Source organism: Acidovorax sp. SRI_002, assembly GCF_057586455.1.
Map to the genome: position 1 here is coordinate 1,042,841 of NZ_JBYCZW010000001.1, position 12,691 is coordinate 1,055,531.

Sequence of the window (12,691 nt, forward strand, 5' to 3'; positions counted from 1 at the left end):
CTTGCGGTGCGCTGGCACTGACACCCATCCTTTTCCACCACCTGCACAATCACGGCTCCAGCAACACCGCCAGGCCGACCATGAGTTCCACTTTGACCGTGCGCCCCGTCCAGCCCGAAGACTATGCCGCATGGCGCCCGCTCTGGGACGGCTACAACGCGTTCTACGGCCGCTTTGGCGCCACAGCGCTGCCCGAACACATCAACGCAACCACCTGGCAGCGCTTGCTGGACCCGGCAGAGCCCGTCTTCTGCCTCGTGGCGCACGACGCTGCTGGCGGCAAGATCCTCGGGCTTGCGCACTACCTTTTTCACCGCAGCACAACACGCATCGATCCCATCTGCTACCTGAGCGACCTGTACACCAACGAAGCCGCGCGGGGCCGGGGAGTGGGACGTGCGCTCATCGACGCCGTGTACAGCGCAGCGCGGGCAGCCAAGGCATCGCGCGTGTATTGGCAAACCTACGAAACCAATACCACCGCGCGACTGCTGTACGACAAGATGGCCAAGCACCATGGGTCCATCGTCTACTCGCAGGAACTCTGATCAACGCCTGCCGGCCACGCCGAGATTTACTATGAAAACAATAGCTGATTGCGCTTACACATCAAGCGCCAGGGCCATTTTTTATTAACATTCTCGCTTCCAACAACTGCCACAACCCTGATGGACAGGGCACTCGGCGAGGTCGTGGCTCTGGACATCGCGTTCCACGCGGCCCAGAGCCCCCTTCAGAACATCTTGCGCATCGGCTGTGCCTGCAGCCCTGCCCAAGACTGCACTGCACCTGCGGGTTCATATCCATTGCGGCGGTAAAAAGCCTCCGCCGTTCGCGTGCTCTCCAGCCCCAGTGCCGCCAGCCCCGACTGCCGTGCGTGGGCCTCGGCCTCCCGCAGCAGGGCGTGGCCTACCCCCTGGTGCAAGGCCTCTGGCACCACATAGCAAAGCGCCAGCGTGGCCCGCGTCAAAAGGGCGAAACCCACCATCGCCTCTTCCCGATAAGCGGCCCATGCCATCGCACCGGGTGCAGTGATCCACGCGGCCAGGTTCTCTGGGGTCTTGTTGACCAGCCATGCGTTGAGGATGGTGGTGTCGTGGTGGTGGTCCAGGGCGCAGCAGTGAATGATGGATTGGCGGATGACGGTGCAGGCTTGGACTGCTGAACCCGCCTGCACAGAACGGATTGTGTTGGAGCGATATGTGGAGTGGGGTGACAAATGGTCAGACCTCTTGCTGTTGCGCGGGTTTTCATACACCTTGACAGTTAGGCATCGTCGTCGCTGCCGCTGTTATTTAACAACCAGCCTCTCACAGCGTCGCCTCCGAACCTCATGCAAAGAGCTTCGCGAGTAAGTCCCACGTGAGTAAAGAAGACGCCAGCAGCCAGCCTCTCGGGAGACGTCCCTTCCTCATCGTAATTGGCTACAGCGATATTGAAGTGTTCTTCTTCGGACTCCAATACCGCTGTCATCTGTGTACTCAAAAGTTCGCGCAATTGAGCAACTGATTGAATTTCGAAATGCGTTAGATCGCGCAAAAGCTCCGCATATTTTTCGGCACCCGGCTTCTTGTTCCTGGCCGGGAGCATCTCATCAAGTACCGCCTGCGTCAGATCAACGTTCAAGAGCGAGTTCGGGGCACTTTCTGCTAACCCTTGATGCACGTAGCTGAATCGATCAGAAAGCAAGCGCTCGAATTCCAGATCAACCGTTTCGAGTAGAGCAGATACGCGATTGATAGATCGCCGGAGCGGAACTGGAACAGTAGCCTCGTGCTTGTACTGTAGCTTGTGAGATGCAACTGCCCAAATGTGCTGCGCTAGTGTCCTCACTTGGACTTCGGCGCGGAGGTGTTCTAGTCCACCGAATATTGGCACCTGAGACCAAGAGCTCGGTAACCTTAGTACATAGTGGTGCGATTGATAGCCGAACTGGTTCTCAGCCAACCTTGACGACGTATCCTCAGACGTCACCACGTCAAAGGTCTTGGCGAGCAGGTCAGCCACTCTCGACAGATCTGTTCTAAATAGAAGAATGAGTCGGATTCCAACGAGATCATCAATATCCTCAATACGATTTAGCTGAAGAGCCTTACGCTCAATTTTTTCTCCTATCGAGTTCCACGTCTTTACTCGACTCTCCAAAGGGACTCCGAGAGTTACGTCTGACTCTGACAACAACCGTTCGAATTGCTGCACCAGAACATGCCGGAATCGCTCTGCGTTCCCAGCCACAGAATTGAACTGCGCATAGAGAGTCTCTGTGGCCATTGGAATGCCTGAGTTGAAATAGACGACGCGATCTTACTAATCACAATGACTTTTTGCCGCATTCCCATGACGCATCAGTCATCTCAAGTCCTCCCGATTCGGAAAAAATGGGCGTCTTGTAGTGCTCGCAAGTAGCCAGCTCATTGCCAATGAACCCTGCCCTCAGGCGGGGTGACGATGACAAGCCGAGAGAGAGATAGTTGACCAAGCGACTACATCAGCCCACCCCGGCGGCACACAACCCTGCTCCATCACACACAAACTCGCGCTGGCCAGCGCATGGCGTAGTGCCTGCTGGCAAGCCCGGATGGATAGCGTTTCTACGAACTGCACAAAACTCGCCACGCCTTCTGTTTGCGCCTGCCGCAGCAAATGCGCCAGCAGCCCTGCCAGAAAGCTGTCGCCCGCGCCCACGGTGTCCACCACTGGCAGCGACTGGGCCTCTTTGGCGAAACACTGGGCGCCGTTGCGGTGCAGCAGCCAGGCGCCTTCCGCGCCGAGCGTGAGCGCCAGCAGATGGGCCTGCGGGTTGGCGGCCAGCAGGTGCTGTGCGCGGGCCAGGGCATCCACGCCGGGCACGGCCAGATGCTCCAGGTCTTCGTCGCTGGCCTTGATGATGTGGGCGTGGGCCAGCGCGGCGTGCACCGTGGCGCGGTAGCCCGCGAGGTCGGGCATGACGGAGGGGCGCAGGTTGGCATCGACCACCACACAGCGGCCTGCGGCGCGCTGGGCGGCCAGCCACGGCAGGTAGATGGCAGTGTCACGCGCGTCGAGCGCCAGCGCGCCGGTGCACACCAACTGCAGCGCGGGCAAGGCGGCGCAGCTATCGCCCAGACCTGCGGCGGACACGGCGCGGTCGGCCACGCCTTCGCGGTAGAAGGCGTAGTCGGGGTGGCCATGTGCGTCGAGGTTAACCACTGCCAATGACGTGACTTGCTGTACGGGCTCGGGCTGGGCCAGCACCACGCCGTCGGCCACCAGTTGCGCCGCCAGCTCGCGGCCAAAACGGTCGCGCGACAGGGGGTTGAGGTACTGGGTGCCCACGCCCTGTCGCGCCAGCGCGCGGCACAGGTTGTAGAGCGCGCCGCCCAGGCACGACAAGTAGCTGCCATCGGGGCGGCGGATCAGGTCGATGAGGGCCTCGCCGGCAATGGCGGCTTGGATGGGCGCTGTGGCGTTGGAAATCGTGGATGCGGAAGTCATGGATGTTTGGGAGGAAGCAGACAGTGCGTCAGAACTGCGATTGCAGCGCGGGGTACAGCACGACAAAGCGGGCATAGCGTTCGGCCAGCTGGGCTTGTTGTGCGGGCTGTGGCATGAAGGTGGCGTCAGCGGGCAGGGGCTGGCACCAGTGGGCTTCGTCACCACCGCAGGCCATGGCCGCCAGGCGCGCAGCCCCCAGGGCGGCTGCGGCGTGTGCGCCCTGCGGGCGCTGCAGCGGGGTGCCCAACGCGCTGGCCAAGAGCTGCGCCCAGGGGTTGCTGCGGGCACCGCCACCGACCAAGGCCAGGGCTTCATCATCCCGGCGGGCAGCACCGCCCTGCCCGGCCCCGGCGGCACGCATGGCATTGAGGCCATCAAGCAGGCCAAAGCCCACGCCTTCCATCACGGCATAGGCCAGGTCCGCCGCTTCGTGCTCGGCCCGCAGGCCCATGAACACGCCGGTGGCAGCCGCGTTGTTGTGCGGTGTGCGCTCGCCACTCAGGTAAGGCAAAAACAGTGGCACCTGCGCCTGGCGGCTGGCGCTGAGGGCTCCCACGGCGTCAGACAGTTGCGCCTCGTCGCCACGCCCCGTCAGCCGCGTGATCCAGCCAAACGCACTCGCTGCGCTGAGCATGACCGACATGTGGTGCCAGCGCTGCGGCAGCGCATGCGCGAAGGCATGCACGGCACGCTCGGTGGCGGGCGCAAAGGCATCCGTCACGCGAAAGACCACGCCCGAGGTGCCCAGCGACACAAAGCCCTGTCCCGCAGTGCGGGCGCCCACGCCCACGGCACTGGCGGCGTTGTCGCCCGCGCCAGCGGCCACGACGATACTGTCCCCGAGCCCCCAGCGGCGCGCCACATCGCTGCGCAGTGTGCCTGTGGGCGCACTGCCCTCGGCCAGCGCAGGCATGTGCGAAACATCGAGCCCACAGGCTTGCAACATGGCCGGGCTCCAGGCGCGGGCCTGCACGTCCAGCCACAGCGTGCCCGATGCGTCGGACATGTCGCTCACTGCATCGCCGGTGAGCTGCAGGCGCAGCCAGTCCTTGGGCAGCAGCACGGTGCGGATCTGGTCGAACACAGCGGGCTCGTGCATGCGCAGCCACAGCAGCTTGGGCGCGGTGAAGCCCGGCATGGCGAGATTGCCGGTGATCTGGCGCGAGGTGGGCACAGCCGATTCCAGCTGCGCACATTCGGCGCTGGCTCGGCCATCGTTCCAAAGGATGGCGGGGCGCAGCACCTGGCCTTGTGCGCCCAGCACCACCGCGCCATGCATGTGGCCCGAGAGGCCGATGCCCCGCACCTGCGCCCACGCTACGGGAGCCTGCGCGCGCAACTGCGCCACGGCAGTCTCCACGGCGGCCCACCAGTCGGCGGGGTGCTGCTCGCTCCAGGTGGGCTGGGGGCGCAGCTGGGGCACGGCGGCATCTGCCGTAGCGACCACAGTGTGCGCATCGTCCAGCAGCAGGAGCTTGACACCCGAGGTGCCTAAATCGATTCCGAGGTACATGGGTGATGGACAGATGTCAGTGATTCACAGTGAAAGCCATGGCCCGGCCTTTGCCTTTGGCGGGCTGCGTGAAGGGGTCACGCAACAAGGGCCTCCCCTCTCAGGGTGCAGATCCGGCCAGGGATCAGGAAGTCTTTCCAAACCTTCCCGCGCCCTGCTTGCGGTACTCGCTGGGCGTCATGCCCTTGATATCCAGAAAGCGGCGGTTGAAGTTGGCCATGTTGTTGAAGCCCACGTCATACGCAATGTGGGTGATGTAGCGCTCGGTCTCCATCAGCAGCTGGCACGCGCGGTTCACGCGCACCAGATTCACAAAGTCGGTGAAGGTATTGCCCGTGGCGCGGCGGAAGAAGCGCGAAAAGCGGCTCTCCGTCATGCCCAGCTCCTGCGCCAGGTCGGCCGCCGACAGCGGGTCGGCCAGATGGTCGGTGATGCGGCTCACGATGACGTTGATCTGGTCGAGCTGGGTGTCGTTGTCCTCGCTTTGCAGCTGCGTGCTCGACAGCAGGCGAAAGTCGGTGCAGCGCGCCAGGTCGCTCATGAACTCACAGAAAGCGCCGAACCGGGCGAGCCCCTGGCGCGCCTTGATGCGGTGCCAATGCTCTTGCGCCTGCGCTTCCATGCCAAAGAACTCCACACCGTGGCGCGCGCGCTCCAGCAGAGGCAGTACCTCGCGCAGCTCGGGGATGGTCTCGCTGCTGGCCAGCAGCGGCGCGTGCGAGAACTGGATCACCAGGTCGCGCAGCGGCACGCCGCCCTCCGGCAGGTCCATGCTGATCCAGTTGTGCGGCAGGCGCGGCCCGGTCAGCACCAGGTGGCCGGGCTGGAACTGACCGATCCAGTCCCCCACAAAGACCTTGCCCGAGGTCGCGGTGATCAGGTGCAGCTCGTACTCGTCGTGGTAATGCCAGCGCGCCAGCGGCGTGGGAAACCCGTGCGACAAGCAACGGATGAAGCCCGCCGTCTCGGGCGACTCGTAGCCCAGAGCGGGCGAGCGCACATAGTCGTGCTCCAGCTCGGGCTTGGTCTGGCGCGGGGCGATGGGCGTCTTCACGGTCATGGCGATAGTGGACTCAAATTACACCAGCATCAGGCGCCTGTCCGCTCCGCCACAAAAGCCAACACGCGGGCATAGGCTTTGCGCAGCGCGTCCAACAATTGGGGGTGGCTGGCCATCTCGCCCCACAGGGTCGTGTCGGCCGCAAAGGCCGCCACGGGGTCAGCGGCATCGCAGATGGCATGGGCCACGGCGGGATCCATGGCCTGATCTTGGTAGCTGTAGGGGATCTGCCCCGCGTGCCAGCGCTGCAGGTAGGCCAGGAACAGCGCGGGCAGCATGGCCACGCTGTCGAACGACGCGTTGCGCGCGAGCTTGTCGCGGATAGTGGGCGCAATCATGCCGGGGATCTTGGAGAACGCATCCATGGCCACGCGCTGGTTAGTGTCGGCAATGGCGGGGTTGCCGAAGCGGTCCAGCACCACGTCGCGGTACTGCTCCAGGTTGATGGGGCATGGTTGCTCGGGCGTGTGGAGCACAGGGATCGCGTCGTCGGTGACGTAGTCGTAGGCCGTCTGGCGAATGGCCGCGTCGTGTGTGCCTTCGTGGATGTACTGGTAGCCCGCCAGCGTGCCCGCCCAGGCAATGCAGCTGTGGGTTGCGTTGAGCAGGCGGATCTTGGCCTCTTCATGGGCCTGCACCGACTGCACCATCTCGACACCGACCGTTTCCCACGCGGGGCGGCCTGCAATGAAGTCGTCTTCAATGACCCACTGGATAAAGCTTTCACCCATGAGTGCTGCCTTGTCGTCCCAGCCGGTGGCAGCCTTCACGCGCTCGGCCACATCGGGCGTGGGGCGCGGCGTGATGCGGTCCACCATGGCGTTGGGACTCGTGGTGTTCTGCTCTACCCACTCTTTGAGTGGCGCATCGCCCAGCGCCTCGATGAACTGCAGCAGCCCGTCGCGCGAGCGGTCGCCGTTGTGGCGCAGGTTGTCGCAGTTCATCAGCGTCACGGCGCCCGCACCGGCTGCCCTGCGCGCGCGCAGGATGCTGACCAGGCCGCCGTAGATGGTGTGGCCTGCCTGGCCCGCCTTCACGGCCGCCAGGTCGGCGCGCAGGTCGGCAAACGTGGGCCAGTCGAGCTGGTTCTGGGCATCCAGGTAGTAGCCCGCTTCGGTCACCGTGAAGCTGATGATGCGCGTGGCAGGGTCGGCACCCATGGCAATCAGCGGGGCCAGGTCATCCTGGTAGGGGATCACCCGCTGGATCGACTCGATGACGGTGTAGTTGCGCTCGCCTTGGGGGGTGACGGTTTCGAGCGTGTAGCGCCCATCCTGCGCTTGCAGCGCTGCGATGGTGTCGGCCATGTCCGGGCGGAGGTTGCCGCCTGCGATGGCCCAGCCCGTGTCGCCCTGCTGGCGCAATGCGTGAACGTAAACGGCCTGGTGGGCGCGGTGGAACGAGCCCAGGCCCAGGTGCAGGATGAAATTCATGGTGCGTGACTGCGGGTTTCTAGAGATCAAAGTTCGTGGGCATCATCACGACGTCGCGGATGGTCATGCCGCGCGGGCGGGTGAGCATGAAGAGCACCACGTCGGCCACTTCGGAGGCCTCGATGAGGCTGCCGCTGGCCTTGGCTTCGGCGAGCTTCTCCGCGGGCCAGTCGGCCAGCAGCGAGGTGATGACGGGCCCGGGCGAGATGGAGCCCACGCGGATGCCGTGCTTGAAGACCTGGCGGCGCACGGTCTGCACGAAGCAGTTGACGGCCCACTTGGACGATGCGTAGACGGGCTCCCACGGCGTGGGGAAATGCGCGGCCAGCGAGCTGGTGACGATGATGTCGCCCGTGCCGCGCTCAATCATGTGGGGCAGCACGTTGTGCACGTTCTTCATCACCACGTTGACGTTCAGGTTGAGCATGCGGTCGATGGCGTCGGGGTCGGCATCCACCAGGTCGCCGCCCACATACAACCCAGCATTGGCGTGAAAGATGTCGAGTTGTCCCGCAATGGCCAGCGTGCGCGCAAGCAGGCTCGCACACTGCTTTGTGTCCAGCAAATCCAGCACCAGCGGCGACGCTTGGGCACCGATGGCAGCGCAAGCCTTGTCCAGCGCTTTTTCATCTCGGTCGATAAGTACCACGTGCGCTCCAGCGTCGGCCATGGCCTTTGCACTGGCAAACCCGATGCCCGATGCAGCGCCGGTGGCGGCGGCCACCTTGCCGTGCAATTCCCGGCCTGCGGTCACGGCGGTCATGCAGCTGCACCCGCGACAACACGGCCCGCAGGGTCGAACCAATGGGCGTGCGACGCGTCGATGTCCAGGCTCACCGCATCGCCGGCGCGCAGGCCTGTGCGGTCGTTCTGGCGCGCCACAAACTGCGCTCCGCTGGGCGTGCTCACGTAGATCAGCGTCTCTGCGCCCAATGCTTCCACCAGGTCCACCTGGCCCGGCACCGGCGTCGCGCCGGTGTCGCGTACTGTGATGTTCTCGGGGCGCAGGCCGATGGCGCCGCCCTCCGCCCCGACGGGTGCCTGCTGCTGCACGGGCGATGGCAGCTGCGGCAAGGGCACCACGTTCATCTGCGGCGTGCCGATGAACTGGGCCACGAACTGGTTGGCGGGCCGGTCGTACAGCTCCAGGGGCGTGCCCACCTGCTCGATGACGCCGTCGCGCAGCACCACCACGCGGTCGGCCAGCGTCATGGCCTCGACCTGGTCGTGCGTGACGTAGATGGTGGTGGCCCCAAGGTCGCGGTGCAGCTTGGCGATCTCCACACGGGTCTGGCCGCGCAGCGCCGCGTCGAGGTTGGACAGTGGCTCGTCAAACAGGAACACCTTGGGCGCGCGCACGATGGCGCGGCCGATGGCCACGCGCTGGCGCTGCCCGCCCGACAGTTCCTTGGGCGTGCGCTGCAGGTACTGCGTGAGGTTGAGGATGCGCGCGGCGTTCTGCACCTTCTCGTCGATCACCTGCTTGTCCACCTTGGCGAGCTTTAGCGCAAAGCTCATGTTCTCGTACACGCTCATGTGCGGGTACAGCGCATAGCTCTGGAACACCATCGCCAAATCGCGCTTGCTCGAGGGCTGGTCGGTGATGTCGCGGCCGTCCAGCATCAGGGTGCCGCCGTCGATATTTTCGAGCCCCGCAATCAGCCGCAGCAGCGTGGACTTGCCGCAGCCCGAGGGGCCGACGAAGACGATGAACTCGCCTTGCTGGATGGTGAGGTCGATGCCCTTGATGGCGCGATGCTCACCAAAGAATTTCTCGATGCCGCGCAGTTGAAGGTAGGCCATGGAATCGGGTTCCTGAAATCTTGAAAACTGAGAGGAAAACTGCGGCTTACTTGACCGCACCAAACGTCAGGCCCTGCACCAGCTGCTTCTGGCTGAACCAGCCAAAGACCACGATGGGTGCAATGGCCATCAGCGAGGCGGCGGACAACTTGGCCCAGAACAGGCCCTCGGGGCTGGAGTACGACGCGATCAGCGTAGCCAGCGTGCCGGCCTTGGCGGCGCTGAGGTTTAGGCTCCAGAAGGCCTCGTTCCATGACAGCACCAGGCACAAGAGGCCGGTGGACGCGAGGCCGCCCATGCCCAGCGGCAGCAGCACCAGCCGCACCTCCTGCCACGGCGTGGCACCGTCCATGCGCGCGGCTTCCAGAATCTCGCGCGGGATGTCCTTGAAGTGCGAATACAGCATCCAGACCATGATGGGCAGGTTGGACAGCGCGAACACGATGATGAGCGCAAGCTGCGTATCGAGCAGGTGGCTCTTTTGCGCCAGCACGTAGATGGGTACCAGCGCGCCCACGGCGGGCATCATCTTGGTCGAGAGCATCCACATGAGGATGTCCTTGGTGTACTTGCCCTTGAAGAAGGCCATGGCGTAGGCCGCAGGCGCGGCCAGCATCAGGCCCACCAGGGTAGAGACCACGCTGGTGATGACCGAATTCTTGGCGTACAGCAGGTAGTCGCTGCGCTCCTGCACCTCGTGAAAGTTCTCGAGCGTGGGGATGAAGAACAGCTGCGGAGGCACGGCGATGGCCTGCAACTCGGTCTTGAACGCCGTGAGGAACAGCCAACCCAGCGGAAAGAACAGCAGCAGGGCCACGCCCCAGGCAGCGGCGGTGCGCAGGGCCAGCAGGCCCAGCGGGAAGTTGGAGCGGCGTCGTTTTGTCGTTGTCATGAGCGTTGCCCCGTCTTACTTGTCAAGGTTCTTGCCGACCATGCGGATCAGAAACACCGCCGCGATATTGGCCAGCAGCACTGCGAACAGCGCCCCGGCCGAGGCCACACCCGCGTCGAAGTTGAGCAGTGCCTGCTTGAAGATCAGGAAGGTGACGTTGGTGCTCGCATCGCCCGGCCCGCCACCCGTGGTGGTGTAGATCTCGGCAAAGATGCTGAGCAAAAAGATGAGTTCGATCATCACCACCACGGCCACCGAGCGCGCCAGGTGTGGCACATACAGGTAGCGCAGCTGCTGCAGGTAGTTGGCGCCGTCCATGCGCGATGCTTCGAGCTGCTCGTGGTTCATGCTCTGCAATGCGGTCATGAAGATCAGCGTGGCAAACGGCAGCCACTGCCATGACACCATGACGATCACCGAGAACAGCGGGTGGTCGGTAAGCCAGTCCACCGGCTGTGCGCCAAAGAACATCCACACCTGGGCGAGCACGCCGTAGATGGGGTTCATCATCATGTTCTTCCACATCAGCGCGTTCACCGTGGGCATGACGAAGAACGGCGAAATCAGCAGCACCCGCACGATGCCACGGCCCGCAAACGGCTCGTTGATGAGCAGCGCAATCGCAATGCCGAACACCACCGTGATGAGAATCACACTACCCAGCAGCAAGATGGTGTTGACCACCGCCGTGCCGAACGAGGGGTCGGTGACGAAATACTCAAAGTTCTCCAGCCCGGCAAAGCCGGTCTGGTCCGGCTGCATGAGGTTGTAGCGGATGAGCGAGAAGTAGATCGTCATCACCAGCGGCACGATCATCCACAGGAAGAGCGTGGCCATGGCAGGCGTGAGCAGCAGGCGAGGGAGCAGGCGGCGGTTCATGGAAGCCTCAGAAAATAGTCCAGCAAAAATAGGCGTTCAGTCGGCGACGCGAGTGGGCCGAGTCGGGGTTGCTGTACCGGGGCCGCACGTTTGTACGGCGAGGAATACAGGCCCCGGATCGGCCCGTGCAGTAGCCGAATGAATGCCTATTTGTAGTAGCCGGCCTTTTTCATTTCGCGGTCTGCCGACACCTGGCTGGCCTTGAGCGCGGCGTCCACCGTCGTCTTGCCCGCCAGTGCTGCGCTCATCTGCTGACCCACCGCGATGCCGATGGCCTGGAACTCAGGAATGGCCGCAAACTGCACACCCACGTACGGGCTCTTCGGCAGGGTCGAATCCGTCGGGTTGGCCGAGTCGATGGCAGTCTTCTCTGCGGCCGCAAAGCGCGCTGCCTTCTGGAACTCCGGCGCCGCATACGTGCTCTTGCGCGTGCCGGTGGGCACGTTGGCCCATCCGTTGGTCTTGGCCACCAGCTGGATGTAGTCCTTGCTGGTGGACCAGGTGATGAACTTCTGCGCGGCGTCGACCTTTTTGGAACCGGCCGGGATGGCCAGATTCCACGACCACAGCCAGTTGGCGCCCTTGGGCGTGTTCATGGTGGGCGCCTGGGCAAAGGCCATCTGGTCGGCCACCTTGGACTGCTTGGGGTCCGCCACGAACGATGCCGCGATGGTGGCATCCACCCACATGCCGCACTTGCCCGAGTTGGTCAGCGCCAGGATCTCGTTGAAGCTGTTGGCGGCAGAGCCGGGCGGGCCGTAGTTCTTGAGCAGGTCCACGTAGAAGTTGATCGCATCTTTCCAGGGCTTGGACTCGAGCTGCGGCTTCCACTGCATGTCGAACCACTGGCCGCCGAAGGTGTTGACCAGCGTGGTCAGGAACGCCATGTTGTCGCCCCAGCCCGGCTTGCCGCGCAGGCAGATGCCGTACACCCCGTTCTTGGGGTCGTGCATCTTGGCGGCCAGGTCCTTGATCTGCGGCCAGGTGGGACGCTCGGGAACCTGCACGCCCGCCTTGTCGGCCAGGTCCTTGCGGTACATGAGCATCGAGCTTTCGCCGTAGAACGGCGCAGCGAACAGCTTGCCGTCGATGGACAGGCCGTTGCGCACGGCGGGCAGCAGGTCGTCCACGTCGTACGCAGCGTCGGTTTTCAGCTCCTGCAACCAGCCCTTCTTGCCCCAGATGGGCGCCTCGTACATGCCGATGGTCATCACGTCGAACTGGCCGCCCTTGGTGGCGATGTCGGTGGTCACGCGCTGGCGCAGCACGCCTTCTTCCAGCGTGACCCACTTGAGCTTGATGTCGGGGTTGGCCTGCTCGAAGTTTTTGCTGAGCTTTTGCATCTCGATCATGTGGCCGTTGTTCACGGTGGCAATGACCAGCTCGGTCTGCGCGCTGGCGGCGCCGCACAGCGACAGGGCCAGTGCAGCGGCCAGGGCGAGGCGCTGAGGAGCAAAAACACGGGGGGAATGTGGCATCGGAATGTCTCCTTCGTAATTGGTATGGGATCGACCGTTCAACGCCAGTGCAGGCATACGGCATTGACGAACTGAACGATACCGATGCTGCAATGCTCGATTGGTACTCCAGATGCCTCCACAAATACTAATTTGCACCAGATACTCAGGATTTATACC

The 12,691-nt window shown here is 63.6% G+C and carries 12 protein-coding genes; 1 reads left to right on the plus strand and 11 read right to left on the minus strand.

Annotated features, from left to right (window positions below; genetic code table 11):
* Window positions 1-80: 80 nt before the first annotated feature.
* A complete protein-coding gene (locus AC2YJX_RS04675; RefSeq protein WP_228897727.1) occupies window positions 81-548 on the plus strand; it encodes a GNAT family N-acetyltransferase in 468 nt (155 codons plus the stop codon).
* Between the two features lie 185 nt (window positions 549-733).
* Here the strand turns inward: AC2YJX_RS04675 and AC2YJX_RS04680 are convergent, their stop codons facing one another.
* The 11 genes from AC2YJX_RS04680 to AC2YJX_RS04730 all read right to left on the minus strand — a co-directional run bounded on the left by AC2YJX_RS04680 (window position 734) and on the right by AC2YJX_RS04730 (window position 12,532).
* On the minus strand, window positions 734-1,177 hold the full coding sequence (locus AC2YJX_RS04680) for a GNAT family N-acetyltransferase (RefSeq protein ID WP_487255384.1): 444 nt from the start codon (window positions 1,175-1,177) through the stop codon (window positions 734-736).
* Window positions 1,178-1,266: 89 nt separating this feature from the next.
* A complete protein-coding gene (locus tag AC2YJX_RS04685) occupies window positions 1,267-2,271 on the minus strand; it encodes a GTP pyrophosphokinase (RefSeq protein WP_487255385.1) in 1,005 nt (334 codons plus the stop codon).
* 162 nt (window positions 2,272-2,433) lie between these two features.
* Window positions 2,434-3,474: a PfkB family carbohydrate kinase gene (locus AC2YJX_RS04690; protein ID WP_487255386.1), complete on the minus strand. Its 1,041-nt coding sequence runs from the start codon at window positions 3,472-3,474 to the stop codon at window positions 2,434-2,436.
* Between the two features lie 28 nt (window positions 3,475-3,502).
* On the minus strand, window positions 3,503-4,987 hold the full coding sequence (xylB, locus tag AC2YJX_RS04695; RefSeq protein WP_487255387.1) for a xylulokinase: 1,485 nt from the start codon (window positions 4,985-4,987) through the stop codon (window positions 3,503-3,505).
* Window positions 4,988-5,111: 124 nt separating this feature from the next.
* Window positions 5,112-6,047: an AraC family transcriptional regulator gene (locus AC2YJX_RS04700; protein WP_487255388.1), complete on the minus strand. Its 936-nt coding sequence runs from the start codon at window positions 6,045-6,047 to the stop codon at window positions 5,112-5,114.
* 29 nt (window positions 6,048-6,076) lie between these two features.
* A complete protein-coding gene (gene dalD / locus AC2YJX_RS04705; protein WP_487255389.1) occupies window positions 6,077-7,480 on the minus strand; it encodes a D-arabinitol 4-dehydrogenase in 1,404 nt (467 codons plus the stop codon).
* A gap of 19 nt (window positions 7,481-7,499) precedes the next feature.
* Complete coding sequence (locus AC2YJX_RS04710) at window positions 7,500-8,243, minus strand: SDR family oxidoreductase (protein ID WP_487255390.1); 744 nt, start codon at window positions 8,241-8,243, stop codon at window positions 7,500-7,502.
* Window positions 8,240-9,283: an ABC transporter ATP-binding protein gene (locus AC2YJX_RS04715; RefSeq protein WP_487255391.1), complete on the minus strand. Its 1,044-nt coding sequence runs from the start codon at window positions 9,281-9,283 to the stop codon at window positions 8,240-8,242. Before AC2YJX_RS04715 ends, AC2YJX_RS04710 begins: the two co-directional genes overlap by 4 nt.
* 46 nt (window positions 9,284-9,329) lie before the next feature.
* Window positions 9,330-10,175: a carbohydrate ABC transporter permease gene (locus AC2YJX_RS04720; protein WP_487255392.1), complete on the minus strand. Its 846-nt coding sequence runs from the start codon at window positions 10,173-10,175 to the stop codon at window positions 9,330-9,332.
* A gap of 15 nt (window positions 10,176-10,190) precedes the next feature.
* Window positions 10,191-11,054 carry a carbohydrate ABC transporter permease gene (locus AC2YJX_RS04725; RefSeq protein WP_069105336.1) on the minus strand — a complete coding sequence of 288 codons (864 nt, stop codon included), beginning with the start codon at window positions 11,052-11,054 and terminating at the stop codon, window positions 10,191-10,193.
* Between the two features lie 146 nt (window positions 11,055-11,200).
* The gene (locus tag AC2YJX_RS04730; RefSeq protein WP_121420577.1) at window positions 11,201-12,532 is read right to left on the minus strand and encodes an ABC transporter substrate-binding protein; all 1,332 of its coding nucleotides are present in this window, start codon (window positions 12,530-12,532) and stop codon (window positions 11,201-11,203) included.
* Window positions 12,533-12,691 lie beyond the last annotated feature (159 nt).